We start from the raw sequence: 18,902 nt of genomic DNA, 5'->3' as shown, positions 1-18,902 counted from the left end.
GTCGTGCCATCCCCCTGTGTCGTCGTCGAAGGGTCCCGCTCCGCTCTCATGTGGTCACCCACGGTGTGCATCTCCTCGCCCCGGGTGCCCGAGCGCGGCCGGGCGGGACGGGAACGCGCCGGACGGGGCCGACGCCCCACGAACGAAAGGAAGACATGCGCCGAATGACGAGGTCGGTCGTCCCCCTCACCGCCGTACTGATGACCGCCGGACTCGTGGCCTGCTCCCCGGGCGGGACCGAAGAGGCCTCCGAGGCCTCCGGGGACTGGGAGCCCATCACCATCGAGCACGCCCTGGGCACCACCACCATCGAGAACCGTCCCGAACGGGTGGCCACCGTCAACTGGGCCAACCACGAGGTCCCCCTCGCTCTGGGGGTCGTCCCCGTGGGCATGGCCTCCGCCGACTTCGGCGACGACGATGGCGACGGCGTCCTCCCCTGGGTCGACGAACGACTGGAGGAACTGGACGCCGAGACCCCGGTGCTGTTCGACGAGACCGACGGCATCGACTTCGAGGCGGTCGCCGACACCGCCCCCGACGTCATCCTGGCCGCCTACTCCGGCCTCACCCAGGAGGACTACGACACCCTGAGCGAGATCGCCCCCGTCGTCGCCTACCCCGAGACCGCCTGGGGCACCCCCTGGCGGGAGATGATCGAGATCAACAGCCGGGCCCTGGGCCTGGAGGAGGAAGGGCGGGAACTCGTCACCGAACTGGAGGGCGAGATCGAGGAGGCGGTCGCCGACCACCCGGAGATCGAGGGCCGCTCCACCATGTTCCTGACCCACGTGGACACCACCGACCTCAGCGAGGTCGGCTTCTACACCACCCACGACACCCGGGCCCTGTTCTTCGAGGACCTGGGGATGAGCACCCCCGCGAGCGTCGCCGAGGTCTCGGCCGAGACCGACCTCTTCGCGCTCACCCGCGCCGCCGAGCAGGCCGACGTCTTCGACGACGTCGACATCATCGTCACCTATGGCGGCGAAGAGACCGTCGAGGCCCTCGAAGGCGACCCGCTCCTGTCCCAGATGCCCGCCGTGGAGAAGGGCGCCGTGGTGAGCCTGCCGGGCGACGCGCCGCTGGGCACCGCCGCCAACCCCACACCCCTGTCGATCTCCTGGGTCCTGGACGACTACCTGTCGCTCCTGGCCGAGGCCGCGGAAGGGGACCGGTGACCACGACGGACACCCGTCCCGCCGAACCCGCCGGGATCGGCGCCGTGCGACGCCCACGACGCCTGCGCGTCCTGGGGCTCGCGGCGCTGGTCCTGGTGGTCCTCGGCCTGATGTGCGTCTCCGTGGCCGTCGGCACGCGCGACGTCGGCTGGGACGCCATCGTGGCGGCGCTGGGCGGCTCGGTGGAGGGGTTCGACGAGGCGGCCGTGGCCAAACGCGTCCCCCGCACCCTGCTCGCGGTCCTGGCCGGCGCGGCCTTGGGCGTGGCCGGGGCGGTCATGCAGGGCGTCACCCGCAACCCCATCGCCGACCCCGGCATCCTCGGCGTGAACATGGGAGCCTCGCTCGCCGTGGTCGTGGGGATGGCCTTCTTTGGCCTGGCCTCGGCCACCCACTTCGTCTGGGCGGCCGTCGTCGGAGGCGGGATCACCGCCGTCTTCGTCTACGTCGTCGGCTCCCTGGGGCGGGGCGGCGCCACCCCGCTCAAACTCGCGCTGGCGGGCACGGCCGTCTCGGCCGCCCTGTCCTCGTTCATCAGCGCCATCGTCCTGCCGCGCAACGACATCGCCGGCGGGGTCCGCTCCTGGCAGATCGGCGGGGTGGGCGGCGCGACCTACGACTCGCTGACGCAGGTCCTGCCCTTCCTGCTCGCGGGCTTCGCGCTGTGCCTGGCGTGCGCGCGCGGACTCGACATGCTGGCCCTGGGCGACGACCTGGCCGCCGGCCTGGGGGAGAGGGTGGCCCTGGCCCGAGGCGGGGCCTCGCTGGGCGCGGTGACCCTGTGCGGCGCCGCCACCGCCGTCACCGGGCCGATCGCCTTCGTCGGGCTGGTCGTACCGCACGTGTGCCGGCTCCTGACCGGCCCCGGTCACCGATGGCTGATCCCCTTCTCCGCCCTGGGCGGGGCCGCCCTGCTCACCGCGGCGGACGTGGTCGGCCGGATCGTGGCCCGCCCGGCCCAGATCGACGTCGGGATCGTGACCGCCCTCATCGGCGCCCCCTTCTTCATCCACATCGTCCGCCGTCAGAAGGTCCGCTCGCTGTGAACCCGTCCCTGTCCACCGCCCCGTCCACGGCCACCCTCCGGGCCGTGACCCGGGGGCGCGTCCGCCGGACACGGCGTAGACGCACCGTCATCGTGGCCCTGGCCGTCCTCATCGTCGTCGTGTTCGCCCTCACCCTGATGGTGGGCCGGACCTTCTACCCGCCCGGGGACGTGCTGCGGGTCGTCCTGGGTCACGACGTACCGGGCGCCTCCTTCACCGTGGGCCGGCTGCGCCTGCCGCGCGCCGCCCTCGCGGTCGCGGCCGGACTGTGCTTCGGGCTCGCCGGATCCACCTTCCAGACCATGCTGCGCAACCCCCTGGCCAGCCCGGACATCATCGGGATCAGCTCGGGGGCGAGCGCCGCGGCGACCTTCGCGATCGTCGTCCTGGGGCTGAGCGGCCCCACGGTCTCGGTGGTGGCGATCGTCTCCGGTCTGGCGATCTCCACCCTCGTGTACGCGCTCGCTTACAAGGGAGGCGTGGCCGGGACCCGGCTCATCCTCATCGGCATCGGGGTCGCGGCGATGTTGGACAGCGTCACCTCCTACGTCCTCGACCGCGCCCCCGAATGGGACCTCCAGGAGGCGCTGCGGTGGCTGACCGGCAGCCTCAACGGCACCGACTGGAACAGGGTCGTCCCCGTCGTGATCGCCCTGGCCCTCATCGCCCCCGTACTGCTGTCCCGGGCGAACGACCTCTCGCTGTTCCAGCTGGGGGACGACACCGCCTCGGCCCTGGGCGTGCGCGCGAACCTCACCCGGCTGATCGCGGTCACCGCGGCGGTCGCGCTCATCGCCTTCGCCACCGCCGCGGCCGGACCGATCGCCTTCGTGGCCTTCCTGTGCGGGCCGATCGCGGCCCGGCTGGTGGGGCCGGACGGCTCCCTCCTGCTCCCCTCGGCCCTGGTCGGCGCGCTCCTGGTGCTCGTCGCCGACCTGGTCGGCCAGTTCCTCCTGGGCACCCGCTACCCGGTCGGCGTGGTCACCGGCGTGCTCGGCGCCCCCTACCTCGTGTATCTCATCGTTCGCACCCACCGCGCGGGAGGCTCCCTGTGACCACGGACCGCACACTGCTCGTCGAGGACCTCACCCTCGGATACCGGGACCGGACCGTCATCGACTCCCTGGACCTGGGCGTCCCGCCGGGGCGGATCACCGCGATCGTGGGCGCCAACGCCTGCGGCAAGTCCACCCTGCTGCGTTCGATGTCCCGGCTCCTGTCGCCCAAGGAGGGTCGGGTGCTCCTGGACGGCCGCGAGGTCCACCGGATGCCGTCCAAGGAGCTCGCCCGCACGCTCGGCCTGCTCCCGCAGTCGCCGATCGCCCCCGAGGGCATCACCGTCGGTGACCTGGTCGGCCGCGGACGCCACCCCCACCAGCGGGTCCTGTCCCGCTGGAGCCGGGAGGACGACGAGGCGGTCGCCGCCGCCCTCGACTCCACCGGGACGGCCGATCTCGTGGACCGGGCCGTCGACGAGCTCTCCGGCGGGCAGCGTCAACGGGTGTGGATCGCGATGGCCCTGGCCCAGCGCACCGACCTGCTCCTGCTCGACGAACCCACCACGTTCCTCGACGTCAGCCACCAGGTGGAGGTCCTGGACCTGCTCACCGACCTCAACCGCACGCTGGGCACCACCATCGTGCTGGTCCTGCACGACCTGAACCTGGCCGCCCGCTACGCCGACCACCTCGTCGCCCTCGCCGACGGGCGTCTGTACGCCGAGGGGGAGCCGGAACGGGTGCTCACCCCGGAGACGGTCGAGGCCGTGTTCGGTCTGCGCAGCCGGATCATCACCGACCCCACCTCGGGGCGGCCCATGATGCTGCCGATCGGCCGGTACCACGCCTCCGTCGAGAGCGTCTGAGGACCCGACGCGAGAGAAAGGGGACGCCCCGCCGTACGGCGGAGCGCCCCCTTTCGGAGTCGCCGGGGCCTCAGCCCTCCAGGGTCCCCTCGATGAGGGGGATGATCTCGTCCAGGGCGTGGTGGATGCCCAGAGTGGAACCGCTGGAGAACGCGTTGACCGTCTCCGGGTCGTCCAGGATGAGCAGACGACCGTCCTCGGCGGAGGGGATGTTCTGTAGCACCGGGTCCTCGTGCAGGAGGTCGGCGGTGTCCCCGATCGGGAAGATCACCGTCAGGTCGGCGTCCAGCGTCTCCACGAGCTCGGGGCTCAGGTCGAGGTAGAAGGCGCCGTCGGCCTTCTCCACCAGATCGGGGTCGTACTCGAAACCGAGCTCGGTGAGCACGTCCACCCGGGTGTCACCGGGGACGTAGGCCCCGTACTGGCCGTCGAAGTAGGCGCCCACCGCGATGGTCGTGTCGGCGAACTCCGGGTTCTCCTCCCGCAGGCTCTCGAACCGCTCCTCCAGCTCGGTGACGAGCTCCTCGCCGCGAGCCTCCTCGCCCAGGGCCGCCGCGACCTGGCGGGTCTGCTGCCGCCAGGTGGTGCCGTAGGTGACCTCGACCTCGGGCGGAGGTCCGACCACCGGGCCGACCGGCTCGAGCAGATCGTTGCGCTCCGCGGAGTTGTCGGAGCGGGTGTCCAGGACCACGTCCGGGTCCAGGGAGGCGATCGCCTCCAGGTTCGGCTCCATCGTGCCCAGCTCGACCGGTTCGGAGTCGAGCAGATCGGCCGCCCACGGGCCGACGTAGGGGGCGCCGTAGCCCTGCCAGTCGGCCACGCCCACCGGCTGGACCCCGAGGGCCAGAGCGGTCTCGGCGTCCGACCAGCCCAGGGCGACGACGTTCTCGGGACGATCCTCGACGGTCACGTCGCCGAACAGGGTCTCGACGGTGACGGGGAAGCCCTCGGCGCTCGCACCGGAGTCCTCGGAATCGGAGGTGCCGCCACCACAGGCGGAGAGCAGGACGGTGGACAGGGCGCCGACGGCGAGCAGGCCGAGACGGCGGGAAGGGCCGGTGTTCATGGGACCTCGGTGAAGGGACGGCGCGCCCGGAGCGGACGCGGTCATGGGAACGGAGAACAGGGGGCGGCCGGGCCCGAAGGACCCGGCGTGGGGGATCGCGGCCGGATTCAGGCGATCGCGGCCACACCCTGGCGCCAGTAGCCCAGGAAGGTGATGTCGGACTTGGGCACGCCGTGTTCACGGACCAGGGCCCGTCGCAGCCCGGTGGGCAGACCGTTCTCCCCGGCCACCCAGCAGTAGGGGCGGCCCTTGGGGAGCGTCGCCGAACGCACGGTCTCCAGGGCCAGACGCCCCGGGGTCGCGTGCGGGTCCTGACGCGGCAGCCAGTGCACCCGCACCCCCGGAGGGGCGTTCACGGTGCGCACGTCCTGCTGGGAGGGGACCTCCAGGTAGACCTGCGCGCGCAGGTCCTCGGACGCACCCTCGACGATGGAGAGCAGGGCGGGGACCGCGCTCTCGTCGCCGACCAGGAGCTGCCAGTCGGTGTCGGCCGGGGGCAGGTAGTAGATCCCCTCGGGGAACAGTCCGACCTCGTCCCCGGGCCGAGCGGAGAGCGCCCAGCCGGAGGCGGGGCTCTCGTCGCCGTGGGCGACGAACTCGATGTCCAGTTCCAGGGCGTCGGGGTCGAAACGGCGCATCGTGTAGTTGCGCACGTAGGGGCGGACCTCGTCCGGCATCTCGCGGTACTCGGGGTACCAGCGCTCGTCGGCGGACTCGGGCATGGTGAGCCGGTCCTGTCCGGGGCGGGCGAGGAAGACCCGCACGCACTGGTCCAGTCCGAGGAACTCGAAACGGGCCAGGTCGGGGCCGCCGACGGTCACGGTGATGAAGTTGGCGGTGGTCCGCTCGGTACGCACGACCCGGGCACGGAGCATCTGACGGTGACTCGGGAACTGGATGCGCAACGCGAGACCCTTCGACCGACGGTGGATAGTGAGGTTAGGCTAACCAATATCATGCCGAAGGGGAACAGGGCATCCCCGGATGAGACGGTCATCCCAGCGCGAGAGTGTGCGATCCCCCCGGATACCCTTGCGCGGGGCCCGCTCCGGAACAGGCCCTCCCACAGGTGAAAGTCCAGGACAGCGACGGAGGACGAGCGACCACATGACCGCAGCCGAGGGTCGGACCGCCCCCGACGAACCACCCCCGACCGACGCGGCGGCCCTGCGCTCGCGCACTCTGCGTCGCCACCGCGGCCCCATCGCCCTCGGGGCCTTCTTCCTCTCCCTCCACCAACTCTGCGAGGTGCTCGTCCCGGTCGCGATCGGGCTCACCATCGACCTGGCCGTGGCCACCGGCGACGTCGTCGCCCTGGCGTGGTGCGTGGGAGGGCTGGCCCTTCTCTTCACCGTCCTGGCGCTGGCCTATCGCACCGGCGCCCGTCTCACCCTCGGCGTCGCCGAACGCGAGGCCCACCTGCTGCGACTGGAATCGGCCCACCGGGTCCTGCACCCGCACGGTGAACGCAGCGGCCTGCGCTCCGGGGAGATCCTGGCCGTGGCCACCTCCGACGCCGACCAGGCCGCCTCCTACGCGCGGGCCTGGGCGATCGGCATCGGCCAGGTCACCGCGATCGTCGCCACCACCGTCGTCCTGCTGAGCATCGACGTGCCCCTGGGGCTCGGGGTGCTCGTGGGACTGCCCCTGATGCTCCTGGCCCTGCGCTTTCCCGCCGCCCGGATCACCCGGCGCACCGAGGACAAGCAGGCCACCGCGGCCCGCGCCACCGCCGTGGCCACCGACCTGGTCGGTGGGCTGCGCGTCCTCATGGGCATCGGCGCGCGACGCGACGCCGCCCTGCGCTACCGCGAGGTCAGCGACCGCGCCCTGACGGCCTCCGTCGGCGCCGCCGCCAGCAACGGCGTCTACACCGGTCTGGTCACCGCCGCCGGAGCCGTCTTCCTGGCCTGCGTGGCCGGGGCCGCCGGCTGGATGGCGCTCCAGGGACGCCTCACCGTCGGCGAGCTCGTCATCGTGGTGGGCCTGGCCCAGTTCCTCGCCGAACCCATCAAGGGACTGGGACTGGTCGGCCAACTGTTCGCCATCGCCAAGGCCTCCGCCCGACGCATGGTCCGACTGCTCGGCGCCCCCGACGCCGTCACCCCCGGTGACCGGGAACTCCCCACCCCGCTCACGGGAGAGGAGGACCCGGAGGAGGAGCCGATCCTCGCGCTGCGCGGGGCCGGCCACCGCACCCTGGACGACGTCGACCTGACACTGCGCCGCGGCGAACTCGTCGGGGTGCTCACCACCGACCCGCGCGACGCCGAGGCCCTGGTCGACCTGCTCTCCGGGCGGGCGAACGAAGCCCGAGGGGCCACCACGGTCGGAGGGATCCCCATCGAGGAGCTCGATCTGGCCTCCCTGCGCCGTACCGTCCTGGTGGAGGAGCACGGCGTCTCCCTGTTCGAGGGCACCCTGCGCTCCAACCTGGTCACCGGCCCCGACCACGACGAGACCCGCCTGATGACCGCCCTGGAGGCGGCGGCCGCCACCGAACTGGTCGACGGCCACCCCGACGGCCTCGACCGGCCCGTGCGCGACCGCGCCACCGACCTCTCCGGAGGCCAACGTCAACGGGTCGCCCTGGCCCGGGCGCTGGCCGCCGACCCACCGGTCCTGGTCCTGCACGACCCCACCACCGCCGTCGACGCCGTCACCGAGGAGGCCATCGCCCAGGGCGTGGCCACCCTGAGGGCGGCCCGAGGCGGGGCCACGCTCGTCATCGCGAGCAGCCCGGCCCTGCTGGCCAGGGCCGACCGGGTCCTGGTCCTGCGCGAAGGCCGGATCCACGCCGAGGGGACCCACACCCGGCTGGTCGAGGACGACCCCCACTACCGCGAGGCGGTTCTACGTTGAGCACCGACACCACCCGGCCCGCCGACAGCCGCGCGGAAGGGGCACCCGCCGGGCCCGACCTGCTGCCCACCGCCGGGGCCCGACGCACCTGGGGGGTGCTCGGCGAAGGCCTGCGCTCCATCCCCGGGAGCACCGCCCTGGCCCTCCTCACGGTCCTGGCCGGCAGCGCCGCCGGTCTCGTGGCGCCCTGGGCGCTGGGCACGATGGTCGACGACATCTCCTCGGGCGCCGGACCGGAGGCCATCCTCCGCTCCGCCCTGCTCATCGCCGGGGCCGCCCTCGTCGGCGGGATCCTCGTCGGCCTGGGGGCCTGGCAGGTCAGCCGAGTGGGCGAGACCGTCCTGGCCCGGCTGCGCGAACGGGTCATGGAGCGGATCCTGCACATGCCCGCCGCCCGGCTGGAACGGGTGCGCATCGGCGACCTGCTCTCCCGCGTGGGCGACGACGTCGCCGTGGTCACCACCGCCATCGCCCGCAACGGCCCCGAGGTCGTCACGGCACTGGCCACCGTCGTGCTCACCACGGCGGGCATGACCGCCCTCGACTGGCGCCTGGGGCTGGCCGGTCTGGCCGCCCTGCCCTTCTACACCTGGGCCGTGCGCTGGTACATGCCGCGTTCGGCCCCCTACTACGCACGCGAACGCGTCGCCATGGGCGAGCGTTCCCACGCCCTGATGGGCGCCCTCCGAGGCCGCGACACCGTGCGCGCCTACCGGTTGGAGGACGTGCACGAGGAGCGCATCGCCGAACGCTCCCTGACCGCCATGAACCTGACCCTGGACGTGTTCCGCCTGTTCACCAGGCTCGGCGCCAGGATGAACGGTTCCGAACTGGTCGGCCTGGGCGCGGTCCTGGTGGTGGGCTTCTGGCTGGTGCGCGACGACCTGGTCACCGTGGGCATGGTCACCGCCGCGGCCCTGTACTTCCACCGGCTCTTCGGGCCGATCGGCTTCCTGGTCATGAACTTCAACGACGTCCAGCAGGCCGGGGCGAGCCTGGCCCGGCTCGCCGGGGTGGTCGACCTGCCGGAGGCGGAGGACCCCGGGGCGCAGGAGGGGCCGGCCGGATCCTCCCTGCGGGTGGAGGAGGTCGCCCACGCCTACGCGCCCGGAGCGCCCAAGGCCCTGGACGGGGTCTCCCTGGAGGTCGCCCCGGGCGAACGGGTGGCGCTGGTCGGGGCCAGCGGGGCCGGCAAGACCACGCTGGCCGCCGTGGTCGCGGGCCTGATCACCCCGACCTCCGGCACGGTCTACCTGGGCGGGATCCCCTTGGACGAGCTCGGTGAACGCCGGGTGCGCGAACACGTCTTCCTGGTCAGCCAGGAGACGCACGTCTTCTCGGGCACCCTCCTGGAGGACCTGCGTCTGGCCCGCTCCGACGCCGACCGGGGCGAGGTGGAGGCCGCGCTGGAGACCGTCGGCGCCCTCGACCTGGTCCGGTCCCTGCCCGAGGGGCTCGACACCGTCGTGGGCGAGGGCGGGCACGAACTCACCGCCGAACAGGCCCAGCACCTGGCGCTGGCCCGACTGGCGCTGGCCGACCCCGACCTGGCGGTGCTCGACGAGGCCACGGCCGAGGCCGGGAGCTCGGGCGCCCGGCTGTTGGAGGAGGCCGCGTCGGCCGCCACCAAGGGGCGCACCACCCTGGTGGTCGCCCATCGTCTGACCCAGGCCCGTACCGCCGACCGGATCGTGGTCATGGACCAGGGGCGCGTCGTGGAGGAGGGGCCCCACGACGAACTGGTCGCTCTCGACGGTCGTTACGCCCGCCTGTGGCGGAGCTGGCGGCGCTGAGACGTCCCCTCGCCGGCCCGGTCGTCCCCTCGGACGGCCGGGCCGACGCGTGCCACCCCCAAGGGGCCCGATGTGCTCCGTCTCTCGTCCGGACCGGCCTGGTGTACAACTAGTATCTATGTTGTATCCAAGCTTGGAGGCACGATGAACGGCATCGGTACGGACGGCCCGGGCGTCGAGGTCGCGGCCGCCACGACACCGGAGTCCTCGGCGGGTCGGGCCTACACGGTGGTGCGGGACCGCATTCTCGACGGCGAGTACGAGGGCGGGACCATGCTCAGCGAAGGGCGGATCGCCACCGAGCTGGGGATGAGCCGCACCCCCGTGCGCGAGGCCTTCCTCCAGCTCCAGGCCGAAGGATGGATGCGCCTGTACCCCAAGCGCGGAGCCCTGGTCCGGCCGGTGCCGCCGCACGAGTCGCGCGAGGTGCTCGAAGCGCGTCGGATGATCGAGACGACGGCGGTCGAGACCGTGTGCGCCTCCGCGGGCGGATCGGAACGGCTGGTCCGGCGTCTGCGCGAGGTGATCGACGAACAGCGTCGGGCCTGGGAGGAGAACGACCTGGCCGCCTTCAGCCGGGCCGACGTCGAGTTCCACCGCGAGGTGGTCGCCGCCGGCGGGAACTCGATCCTCCAGGGGTTCCACCGCCTGCTCCAGGACCGTCACCGCCGTATGACCACCCAGTCGATCAGCGACGACGCCACCCGGGCCGAGCGGGTCCTGGCCCAGCACACCGAACTCGCCCGGCTCATCGCCGAGGGCGACGCCGAGGGCTTCGCCCGGGCCACCGTCGAACACCTCGACGACATCCACGGCTCCAACGTGTGACCCCGGGCGGCGCGACCGCCCCCATAAGGACACACCCCCCGTACCCCCCTCTTTTTTTCGTACGTCACGCAGAGAAGGAAGCGATATCCATGGCCACCCTCGTGGCGCGCGGTCCTCGCAGAGGGGGGACCCCGGAGTCCGGACACCGCCGAAGATCCCTCCCCGGATGGCTCGCGGTGTGCGGCATGCTCTTCGCCGTCGCCTGGGGCGGGAACGAGTTCACGCCCCTGCTCGTCATGTACCGCCTGGAGAGCGGCATGAGCGCCCAGGTCGTCAACCTCCTGCTCGGCGCCTACGTGCTGGGCATCGTGCCCGCGCTGCTCGTCGGCGGTCCGCTGTCGGACCGCTACGGACGCCGTCCCCTCATGTTCCCGGCGCCGTTCCTGTGCGTGGCCGGAAGCGTCCTGCTGGCCCTGGGCTCCGAGACCGCGGCCCTGTTGTTCGCCGGGCGCGTCCTGTCGGGGCTGGCGCTCGGCCTGGTGATGGCGGTGGGCACCAGCTGGGTCAAGGAGCTGTCCCAGGCGCCGTTCGACCCGAAGGCCTCAGCGGGCGCCGGCGCCTCCCGGGCCTCGCTGGCCCTGACCCTGGGGTTCCTGCTGGGGGCGGTGGTGGCGGCCTCGCTGGCCCAGTTCGCCCCGATGGCGGCGATCCTGCCCTACACGGTCAACGTCGTGATCACCCTTCTGCTCGCGGTGGCGATGTTCGGCGCCCCCGAGACCCTGGAGCGCGGGGGAGGGGCGCGACGTCTGGTGGACGACCTGAAGGTCCCGAGCGCGCTGCACCGCCGCTTCCTCCAGGTGGTCGTGCCGATGGCCCCCTGGGTCTTCGGTGCCTCCGCCAGCGCCTACGCCGTCCTGCCCAACCTGTTGGCCGATCGGGTGCCCGGTCAGGAGATCGGTTTCTCCGGACTGATGTGTCTGATCGCCCTGGCCTGCGGCGTGGTCGCGCAGCGGCTGATCGGGCGTCTGGCCGTCACGGACTCCGTGCGTCCGGTGATCGTCGCCCTGGCCGTCACCGCCGTCGGTATGGCCCTGGCGGCCTGGGCGACGGCCACGTCGAGCGTCCCGGCCGCGATGGTGGCCGCCGCCGTGTTGGGCGCCGGGTACGGGACGTTGTTGGTCACCGGGCTCCGGGAGGTCCAACGGGTGGCCGGCCCCGACGGTCTGGCGGGGCTGACCGCCGTCTTCTACTCGATCAGCTACCTGGGCTTCTTCGTTCCGGCGGTGTTGGAGGCCCTCACTCCCTGGTTCGACCACCAGGTCATGTTCGGGGCCGGTGCGCTGCTCGCCCTCGTCTGCGTCGTGGTGGTGGCCCTGTGCCCGAAGACCCTTTCGAAGGGTTCGGCGCGAAGGTCCGGTTGAGGGCCACCGGCGCATACCTTCGGTGCCTTCGGGTACACGCCGTTCCAGCGGAGTGAGAGGGTGGTCTCGTGGCCCAGGTGATGGTCTCCCTGGTCGTGGTGGTGTCGGTGGTGTACGCGGCCCTGTTCGCGGCCGGGGCCCACGCGGTGCGAAGACTGGAACGGGCCCGGGACGGTTCGGTCGGAAGGGTGGACGCCGCGTTCACCGAGCCGGTTCCTCCGTCGGTGGAGGAACTGGCCCTCTTGGCCGGGGGACCCGCGCGGCTGCTCCAGGTGTGCGCCCTCGATCTGCATCTGGGCGGTCTTCTCTACCATGGGAGCAGCTCTTCGGGTGCGTGGGCGGAACCGACGGACCGGGCCCGCCGCGACGTCGATCTCGACGCTCTGGAACCCGTCCGTCGTTCCCTGATACGCGAGCTCGTGGACGGGAGACGCTCCCCGAGCGAACTTCTGGGGAAGGTGGTCTCTCACTCCGAGGTGCGTGGGGCGTTGGAGAGGTTGCGCGAGCGTGGACTGTGCACCGATGCCGAGGGGATCCACCGCCTCTGGCGACGGGCCGATCTCTTGAGCCGGATCACAGGGGCGGGGTTCTCGTTGCCCGCCGTGGTGGCGTGTATGTGCCTGTTCCTGGTGGTGCTCTACGGTGAACCCCCTCTCCTTCTCCTTCTCGCGCCGCCCATGGTGGTGGCGACCTGGGCCTGCGTGGCGCTCTCGCGAAGGTGGGAACAGGAGATCGGCCCCAGGACCCCGGAGGGGGAGCGGCTTCTGAGACGGATTCGAGATCATCTCAGGAGGCCGGTGGAGGGGGAGGATCTCCGCCTCCACCGGGAGACGGTGCTGCGCAGGGTCGCGGCCTTCGGCAGGTTGGGCCTGCGTCTGTCCTCGGAGGAGTACCGGCGGACCGGGCACATGCCGCCGGCCGACGCGCGCGGCCCCCTGATCGAGCATGACGAGGTACGCTCCCCGGCTCTGCTTTGGGACTTCGTCAACGCCTTTCAGCCTGATCCGAGATCGCCTTTGTGGGTGGTGGTGGACGGTGGGGGAGTGGAGCGGGCTCCTCGGGAGTGGTCGCCTCGGATGTGGCAGGGGGAAGCCGAGATGAGCGGATGGTCGTACGCCCGCCACCGTCCACCGGTCGATCACGGTTGAAAGAGCATGACCGAAGAGTCACTGATCGGACATGTCGCCCTTATATGGATCTACCACGTAAAGGTGGTGGCTCTTCTTCCTCCGGATCAACACTCCGGAGGGAAGGCGGCCCGATCGACGAGGGAACCCTGGTCATCCTGGTGGGTTCCCACGTACACCCCGTCGTCGCCGGCCAGGGTCTCGGTGTCGAAGCGCAACGAGGCGATGTCGTTCTCGTTCTCGCCCTCCACCCCGGCCTCCGAGGTCACGCCCAACAGGTACTCCAGATCGGGGGAGCCCGGCGCGATCCGATAGGCGGGCGCCCCCGAACCGTCCGTGATGGTCCAGTCCTCGCCGGGCGCGGCCAGGTTCACCTCCAACGGCTGCTCGGAGAACTCCCTGGTGGCGGTCAACCGCCACTCGTGCTCCTCGGAGGACAGATCGATCCGGGCCGGAGGGCTGTCGCCGCACCAGGAGACCATGATCACGGGGAAGTGGTGGCGCGCCGAGAAGTGCCCGGTGGCGATGGCCCCCACGGCGCCGCCTTCGGGGGCGCACGCGGACAGCAGGAGGCAGGCCAAGGGCAGGGCGACCAGGGGCGAGGCCGCCGACGGTCGGGAGATCGACCTTCGGTCGGTGGAGCGTTGGAGGATGGACATGCCGTGATTGTGCCAAGCCCCGTGCCCGTCCATGGGCGGTCCCGCGCGCCGTCGGGGTCTCGGAGAACCGGAGAACACAGGTCAGGGTGGGCCTGGGTGCCGATCCTCCTCGAGGGGCGGCTCCGGCGTGTCATGTGCCGTGCGGAGGACCGGCGTCTCTCCGGACCCGGAACGCCCATGGGCCACGGGAATCCCGTCCGGAAACAACGGACATCCCCCCTTGACGGGGGACACGTGTGAGCGAAGGATGGCACGGCAGTCGAATGGGTGATCTGGGACACGCGAGGTGATGTGCCGTCTCGGAAGGGGCGGCCATCCGAGAAGGGACGCGCATGCGTGTACGGCGGCGGTCGGTCGCGGCGGGGACGTTGGGGCTGGTGCTCCTGGCCTCCGGGTGCGGAGGTGGGGGAGCCGACCAGGTCGAGGTCTTCTCCTGGTGGACCGGTGGCGGTGAGGAGGCCGGGCTGGAGGCGCTCATCGAGCGCTTCGAGGAGGACAACCCCGGGGTCGAGTTCGTCAACGCGGCCGTGGCCGGAGGGTCGGGGACCAACGCCCAGGCCGTCCTGGAGGGGCGGTTGCAGAGTCAGGATCCGCCCGACTCCTTCCAGGGGCACGCCGGGGCCGAACTCCAGGACTACATCGAGGCGGGCTACCTCCAACCGCTGGACGACTTCTACGACGAGCAGGGGTTGCGCGAGGCCCTGCCGGACCAGTTGATCGAGCAGATCTCCTACGAGGGCGAGGTCTACTCGGTCCCGGTCAACATCCACCGTTCCAACGTGCTGTGGTTCAACCCCTCGCTGTTGGAGGAGGCCGGGGTGGAGGCCCCGCCCGAGACCCTCGACGAGTTGGTGGAGGCCCTGGAGGCGGTCGCGGAGGAGACCGACGCCATCCCCATGGCGGTCGGCGCGCAGTGGACCGTCTCGCACCTGTTGGAGTCGGTGCTGTTGGGTTCCCTGGGTCCCGACGCCTACAACGGTCTGTGGGAGCCGGGGGCCGATTGGGGCACCCCGGAGGTGGCCGAGGCGCTGGAGACCTTCGAGGTGATCCTGGACCACACCCAGGAGGAGTCCGCGGCCGAGGACTGGCAGGAGGCGTCGCGTCGGGTCGCCGACGGCGAGGCGGCCTTCAACATCATGGGCGACTGGGCGGCCGGGTACTTCGACGAAGTGGGAGCGCTCCCCGGAGAGGATTACGACTGGGTGGCCTCGCCCGGGACCGACGGCACCTACATGTGGTTGTCGGACAGTTTCACCCTGCCGGTGGGGGCTCCCAACGAGGAGGCGGCGCTGAGCTGGCTCGAACTGGTCGCCGGTCGTGAGGGGCAGGACGTCTTCAACCCGCTCAAGGGGTCCATCCCCGCGCGTGAGGACGCCGATCCGGCCCACTACGCCGACAGTCCCTATCTGGAGTCGGCCCTGGCCGAGTGGCAGGCGGGTCCCGAGCTGGCGGGGTCGTTCTGGCACGGGGTGACCGTGGGCAACCGGTGGAAGAACGACGTCGACACCGCCGTCGGGCTGTATCTGGGCGACGGTGACCTGGAGGCGTTCAACGACGCGTTGCACGAGGCCGCGCGGTCCGAATGAGCGTCTCCGAGAAAAGGGCGGGCGGCGCGGTCGGGTCCGGTCCGGGCCGCGCCCCCGCCCAGATGTCACCGTGGCGCCGTGCGCTGGTCCGTTCCCGCTCGTGGCTGCCCGGGCTCCTGTTGGTCTCCCCGTCGATCCTGCTCATCGGGGTGTTCGTCTACGGCATGATCGGCTGGAACACCCGGCTGGCGTTGAGCGACCGGCATCGGCCGGTGCAGGAGGGGGAGTTCGTCGGTCTGACGAACTTCGTGTCCTTGTGGCAGGAGGCCCGTTGGCCGGCGGCGGTGGGCAACGCGGTCGTGTTCACGGTGGTCTTCGTCGGTGGAGCGCTGCTGCTGGGGTGGTTCCTGGGGCTGTTGTTGGACAAGGGGATACGGGGAGAGGCGGTCTTCCGCACCCTGTTCCTGGCGCCGATGGCGGTCTCCTTCATCGCGACCGGTGTGGTGTGGCGGTGGTTGATGAACCCCGCCCCGGCGGAGCGGGCGACCGGGCTCAACGCCCTGTTCGTCCATCTGAACCTGGACTTCCTGGTCAACGATTGGTGGACCGCTCCGGATCTGGGGATGGCGGCGATGGCCCTGCCCGCGATCTGGCAGTTGGCCGGGTACGTCATGGCGCTGTTCCTGGCGGGCTTTCGCGGGGTTCCGGAGGAGTTGCGCGAGGCGGCCCGGGTGGACGGTTGTTCGGAGTGGGGCGTGTACCGGCATGTGGTGATGCCGCAGTTGAGGCCGGTGTTGTTGAGCTCGGTGATCATTCTGGGGCACATGTCGCTGAAGGTGTTCGATCTGATCATCGCGATCGCGGGGCAGCAGATCGTGGCGGACGTGCCCGCCGTGTACATGTGGGCGATGGTCTTCGAGGTCCGTGATCCGGCCAAGGGCGCCACGATCGCCTCCTATCTGTTGATCGCGGTGGCGTTGTTCGTCGTCCCCTATCTGGTGTGGAGTGTGCGCAAGGAACGGAGCGAGGGCCGATGAGCACGCGAGCGACCGCGGTCGGCGAGAGGACGGGCCGGGCGCGGAGCGGGCGTATGGTCCGGTTCGTCCTGTTGTTCGCCCTGGCGGTGTTGTTCATGCTGCCGATGTACGTGCTGTTGGTGACGGGGTTCAAGCCCTTCGACGAGGCCACCGCGGCCCGGGCCTGGCTGCCGCCGCAGACCTGGAGCGTGGAGGGGTGGGCGGCCGCCTGGCAGGCCCTGGCCCCGGGGTTGCGCAACAGTGTGATGGTGGCGGTGCCCAGCGCGGTGCTCTCCGCGGTGTTGGGGTCGATGAACGGGTACGTGATGGCGCGTTGGCGCTTTCCGGGCGCGGACACGGTGTTCACGCTGTTCCTGTTCGGGATGTTCATCCCCTACCAGGCGGTGATGATCCCGCTCCAGCAGATGTTGGTGGGCGCGAACCTGATGGGCGGGTTGTTCCCGTTGATCCTGGCGCACACCGTGTACGGGATCCCGATCTGCACGTTGATCTTCCGGAACTACTACGCGAGTATTCCGCCGGCGTTGGTGGAGGCGGCCCGGGTGGACGGCGCGGGCATGCTGCGCACCTACGCCTCGGTGGTGTTGCCGGTGTCGGCGCCGGCGTTCGCGGTCACGTTGATCTGGCAGTTCACCTCGGCCTGGAACGATTTCCTGTTCGCGGTGTTCCTGACCGGGCCGAACAGTTGGCCGGTGACGGTGCAGTTGAACAACGTGGCCGGGTCGATGGTGGTGCCCTACAACCAGCAGATGGCGGCGGCGGTGTTGGCGTCGTTGCCGACGTTGGTCGTCTATCTGGTGTTGGGGCGGTTCTTCATGAGGGGGTTGATGGCGGGCGCGCTCAAGGGGTGACGGGGGCGGTCGCGGGCGGGTTCTCGCGGCCGGCCGTGTAGACGCTCAGGTGGGTGTGGGCCAGGGAGAGCAGGGGTGTGGGCACTCCGAGTTCCCGGCCTCGGGCGACCAGGTCGCCGACGATGTGGTCGCCCTCCACCGGGTTGTCGTGGGTCAGGTCCCAGTACATGGAGGTGGAGGTCTCGCGTTCGGTGTCGCCGATGATCCGGTCGGCGAGGGCGCGGATGCGTTCGCCCGGGGGGTATCCGGCGGCGGTGGCCACGGCCATGGCCTCGGCGAACATCGCCGCGCTGAACTCGGAGCCGCCGGGGGCCCGGTTGACGCGGCCGATGGGGGCGCGCATCAGGCAGGTGGCGGCTCCCAGGCTCGCGAGGAAGACCCACTTGTCCCACATCTCCTGGCGGATGTCCTCGGCGGTGCGGGCGGTGAAGGCGGCGCCGTGCAGAGCCTTGTGCACTTGTTCGGGTGCGAGGACCGGGGTGCGGCTCAAGGGTCCGTAGACGAGTTCGCCCATCTTGCCGACCTCGATGATCTCTCCGGAGTCGCCGAGGCGGGTCATCACCATGCTCACGCCGCCGTAGACGCGGTCGAGGCCGAAGCGGTCGACGAGTACGTCCAGGTGGCGCATGCCGTTGAGGAAGGGGACGACCACGGTGTTCGGGCCCATGGCGGGGGTCAGGTCGGCGACGGCGCCCTCCAGTCCGTAGGACTTCACGGCGAGGACGACGAGGTCGTATTCGGGGCGCAGGAGGTCGGCGGTGACGGGGCGTACGGGGATCCGTTCGGTCGCGCCGTCGACGGTGCGCAGGTTCAGGCCTCGTTCGCGCAGGAGTTCGGCGCGTGGGGGGCGGACCAGGAAGTCGACGTCACGTCCGGCCTGGACGAGTCGGGCGCCGAAGTATCCGCCGACCGCTCCGGCTCCCACGACAAGGATTCTCATGCTGCTCCCACCCGATGGTTCGTGATCACCGCAAAACGTACGGCTCCGGGAGGGAGGTCGGCAAGGCCCGGTGGTGTTCGGGGGCCGGTCGTCGGGGTGTGATCGGGTCGGGGAGCGGATGGGGCGGGTGGGGACGACTCGCCCTTAGCGGTCGCGTGTGTTCGGTGGCCGAAGAATGAGATGTCGGATTATTGGTGTTATGTTCCTGCGGTTTTATGGGTCCGGAAATCGAGGTCCGAAAAGGTTTTCCGGGATATCGGGGTTGCGCTCCCCCTCGGGTTCGGAGAGGATCCTTCCGGAACCCTCCGTGTTATCGGTTAAAAAGAGGGTTGTTTTCATGAAACGTACATGAGATGAGAAAGGATGGTGGAATGAAGGCGTTGTCCACCGTGGCCGCCCTTGTCCTCGGCGGTGTGCTTTTGGGGGCCTCCCCGGCGCACGCGGCGACCGGCGAGGTCGTGGTCTTCAAGACCGAGCTCGAAGACCTGGAGCGCTACACCGATCCGGCCTCGGGAAGCTGCCACCGGCTCCCCGCGACCGCGCACGTGCTGTTCAACATGACCGACACGGAGGTGCGCATCCACCCGGGCACCACCTGCTTCGCCCCCGGCGTCCCGGTCGCCCCCGACCGCGGATGGCACGCTCCGCCCAGCGGTCTCTTCAGCTTCTCGGTGGCCTGACCCCTCCGGAGTGCAAAAGGGATGAACTCCGCTAATCGTTGATCTCTCCCTTTCTTGCCTCTTTCTTCCTGATTGAGGAAT

Annotated in this window: 17 protein-coding genes; 13 read left to right on the top strand and 4 right to left on the bottom strand. The window is 70.9% G+C overall.

Annotated features, from left to right (window positions below; genetic code table 11):
* Window positions 1-164 precede the first annotated feature (164 nt).
* The 4 genes from U9J66_RS04805 to U9J66_RS04790 are packed head-to-tail and all read left to right on the top strand — an operon-like array spanning window position 165 to window position 4,091.
* The gene (locus tag U9J66_RS04805) at window positions 165-1,181 is read left to right on the top strand and encodes an iron-siderophore ABC transporter substrate-binding protein (protein WP_161112537.1); all 1,017 of its coding nucleotides are present in this window, start codon (window positions 165-167) and stop codon (window positions 1,179-1,181) included.
* The gene (locus U9J66_RS04800) at window positions 1,178-2,227 is read left to right on the top strand and encodes a FecCD family ABC transporter permease (protein WP_326337142.1); all 1,050 of its coding nucleotides are present in this window, start codon (window positions 1,178-1,180) and stop codon (window positions 2,225-2,227) included. Before U9J66_RS04805 ends, U9J66_RS04800 begins: the two co-directional genes overlap by 4 nt.
* Complete coding sequence (locus U9J66_RS04795; protein WP_017535960.1) at window positions 2,224-3,282, top strand: FecCD family ABC transporter permease; 1,059 nt, start codon at window positions 2,224-2,226, stop codon at window positions 3,280-3,282. Before U9J66_RS04800 ends, U9J66_RS04795 begins: the two co-directional genes overlap by 4 nt.
* The gene (locus tag U9J66_RS04790; protein WP_014911707.1) at window positions 3,279-4,091 is read left to right on the top strand and encodes an ABC transporter ATP-binding protein; all 813 of its coding nucleotides are present in this window, start codon (window positions 3,279-3,281) and stop codon (window positions 4,089-4,091) included. Before U9J66_RS04795 ends, U9J66_RS04790 begins: the two co-directional genes overlap by 4 nt.
* A gap of 70 nt (window positions 4,092-4,161) precedes the next feature.
* Here the strand turns inward: U9J66_RS04790 and U9J66_RS04785 are convergent, their stop codons facing one another.
* On the bottom strand, window positions 4,162-5,157 hold the full coding sequence (locus tag U9J66_RS04785; protein ID WP_161111754.1) for an ABC transporter substrate-binding protein: 996 nt from the start codon (window positions 5,155-5,157) through the stop codon (window positions 4,162-4,164).
* A gap of 107 nt (window positions 5,158-5,264) precedes the next feature.
* Window positions 5,265-6,032 (bottom strand): siderophore-interacting protein, encoded by a 768-nt coding sequence (locus tag U9J66_RS04780; RefSeq protein WP_026125264.1) that lies wholly within the window; start codon window positions 6,030-6,032, stop codon window positions 5,265-5,267.
* Between the two features lie 232 nt (window positions 6,033-6,264).
* On the opposite strand from U9J66_RS04780, the gene U9J66_RS04775 reads away from it, so the two are divergent.
* The 5 genes from U9J66_RS04775 (at window position 6,265) to U9J66_RS04755 (ending at window position 13,149) form a co-directional block, all read left to right on the top strand.
* On the top strand, window positions 6,265-8,019 hold the full coding sequence (locus U9J66_RS04775) for an ABC transporter ATP-binding protein (protein WP_014912981.1): 1,755 nt from the start codon (window positions 6,265-6,267) through the stop codon (window positions 8,017-8,019).
* Entirely contained in the window at window positions 8,016-9,812 is a 1,797-nt protein-coding gene (locus U9J66_RS04770; RefSeq protein ID WP_326337141.1) for an ABC transporter ATP-binding protein, read from the top strand. Before U9J66_RS04775 ends, U9J66_RS04770 begins: the two co-directional genes overlap by 4 nt.
* A 144-nt stretch (window positions 9,813-9,956) precedes the next feature.
* A complete protein-coding gene (locus U9J66_RS04765; protein ID WP_014908931.1) occupies window positions 9,957-10,640 on the top strand; it encodes a GntR family transcriptional regulator in 684 nt (227 codons plus the stop codon).
* Between the two features lie 89 nt (window positions 10,641-10,729).
* The gene (locus U9J66_RS04760) at window positions 10,730-12,001 is read left to right on the top strand and encodes an MFS transporter (protein ID WP_042285406.1); all 1,272 of its coding nucleotides are present in this window, start codon (window positions 10,730-10,732) and stop codon (window positions 11,999-12,001) included.
* A gap of 68 nt (window positions 12,002-12,069) precedes the next feature.
* Window positions 12,070-13,149, top strand: a complete 1,080-nt coding sequence (locus U9J66_RS04755) for a TIGR04222 domain-containing membrane protein (protein WP_042285404.1) — start codon at window positions 12,070-12,072, stop codon at window positions 13,147-13,149.
* An 86-nt stretch (window positions 13,150-13,235) separates the two neighbouring features.
* Here the strand turns inward: U9J66_RS04755 and U9J66_RS04750 are convergent, their stop codons facing one another.
* Window positions 13,236-13,787, bottom strand: coding sequence for a hypothetical protein (locus U9J66_RS04750; protein WP_042285402.1), 552 nt, complete (start codon window positions 13,785-13,787; stop codon window positions 13,236-13,238).
* A gap of 332 nt (window positions 13,788-14,119) precedes the next feature.
* Between U9J66_RS04750 and U9J66_RS04745 the strand changes: the two genes are divergently transcribed.
* The 3 genes from U9J66_RS04745 to U9J66_RS04735 are packed head-to-tail and all read left to right on the top strand — an operon-like array spanning window position 14,120 to window position 17,201.
* A complete protein-coding gene (locus tag U9J66_RS04745) occupies window positions 14,120-15,373 on the top strand; it encodes an ABC transporter substrate-binding protein (protein WP_326337140.1) in 1,254 nt (417 codons plus the stop codon).
* Window positions 15,370-16,350 (top strand): carbohydrate ABC transporter permease, encoded by a 981-nt coding sequence (locus U9J66_RS04740; RefSeq protein WP_014911754.1) that lies wholly within the window; start codon window positions 15,370-15,372, stop codon window positions 16,348-16,350. The genes U9J66_RS04745 and U9J66_RS04740 overlap by 4 nt, the downstream gene beginning before the upstream one ends.
* A complete protein-coding gene (locus tag U9J66_RS04735; protein ID WP_017535971.1) occupies window positions 16,347-17,201 on the top strand; it encodes a carbohydrate ABC transporter permease in 855 nt (284 codons plus the stop codon). Before U9J66_RS04740 ends, U9J66_RS04735 begins: the two co-directional genes overlap by 4 nt.
* On the opposite strand, the gene U9J66_RS04730 is transcribed toward U9J66_RS04735, so the two are convergent.
* Window positions 17,191-18,141: a ketopantoate reductase family protein gene (locus U9J66_RS04730; RefSeq protein WP_202421724.1), complete on the bottom strand. Its 951-nt coding sequence runs from the start codon at window positions 18,139-18,141 to the stop codon at window positions 17,191-17,193. The two genes, U9J66_RS04735 and U9J66_RS04730, sit on opposite strands and share 11 nt — an antisense overlap.
* A 371-nt stretch (window positions 18,142-18,512) precedes the next feature.
* On the opposite strand from U9J66_RS04730, the gene U9J66_RS04725 reads away from it, so the two are divergent.
* Window positions 18,513-18,821, top strand: coding sequence for a hypothetical protein (locus tag U9J66_RS04725; protein ID WP_161111759.1), 309 nt, complete (start codon window positions 18,513-18,515; stop codon window positions 18,819-18,821).
* Window positions 18,822-18,902: the final 81 nt, after the last annotated feature.

The sequence above is a fragment of the Nocardiopsis sp. LDBS1602 genome (assembly GCF_035818715.1).
Taxonomy (GTDB): Bacteria; Actinomycetota; Actinomycetes; order Streptosporangiales; family Streptosporangiaceae; genus Nocardiopsis; species Nocardiopsis alba.
This window is presented reverse-complemented; position numbering and strand designations above follow the sequence as displayed.

Bases quoted from the DNA above. Each gene is read 5' to 3' on its own strand.
- U9J66_RS04805 (WP_161112537.1), top strand. From the start codon at position 165: ATGACGAGGTCGGTCGTCCCCCTCACCGCCGTACTGATGACCGCCGGA.
- U9J66_RS04785 (WP_161111754.1), bottom strand. From the start codon at position 5,157: ATGAACACCGGCCCTTCCCGCCGTCTCGGCCTGCTCGCCGTCGGCGCC.
- U9J66_RS04780 (WP_026125264.1), bottom strand. From the start codon at position 6,032: ATGCTCCGTGCCCGGGTCGTGCGTACCGAGCGGACCACCGCCAACTTC.
- U9J66_RS04775 (WP_014912981.1), top strand. From the start codon at position 6,265: ATGACCGCAGCCGAGGGTCGGACCGCCCCCGACGAACCACCCCCGACC.
- U9J66_RS04765 (WP_014908931.1), top strand. From the start codon at position 9,957: ATGAACGGCATCGGTACGGACGGCCCGGGCGTCGAGGTCGCGGCCGCC.
- U9J66_RS04760 (WP_042285406.1), top strand. From the start codon at position 10,730: ATGGCCACCCTCGTGGCGCGCGGTCCTCGCAGAGGGGGGACCCCGGAG.
- U9J66_RS04750 (WP_042285402.1), bottom strand. From the start codon at position 13,787: ATGTCCATCCTCCAACGCTCCACCGACCGAAGGTCGATCTCCCGACCG.
- U9J66_RS04745 (WP_326337140.1), top strand. From the start codon at position 14,120: ATGCGTGTACGGCGGCGGTCGGTCGCGGCGGGGACGTTGGGGCTGGTG.
- U9J66_RS04740 (WP_014911754.1), top strand. From the start codon at position 15,370: ATGAGCGTCTCCGAGAAAAGGGCGGGCGGCGCGGTCGGGTCCGGTCCG.
- U9J66_RS04735 (WP_017535971.1), top strand. From the start codon at position 16,347: ATGAGCACGCGAGCGACCGCGGTCGGCGAGAGGACGGGCCGGGCGCGG.
- U9J66_RS04730 (WP_202421724.1), bottom strand. From the start codon at position 18,141: ATGAGAATCCTTGTCGTGGGAGCCGGAGCGGTCGGCGGATACTTCGGC.
- U9J66_RS04725 (WP_161111759.1), top strand. From the start codon at position 18,513: ATGAAGGCGTTGTCCACCGTGGCCGCCCTTGTCCTCGGCGGTGTGCTT.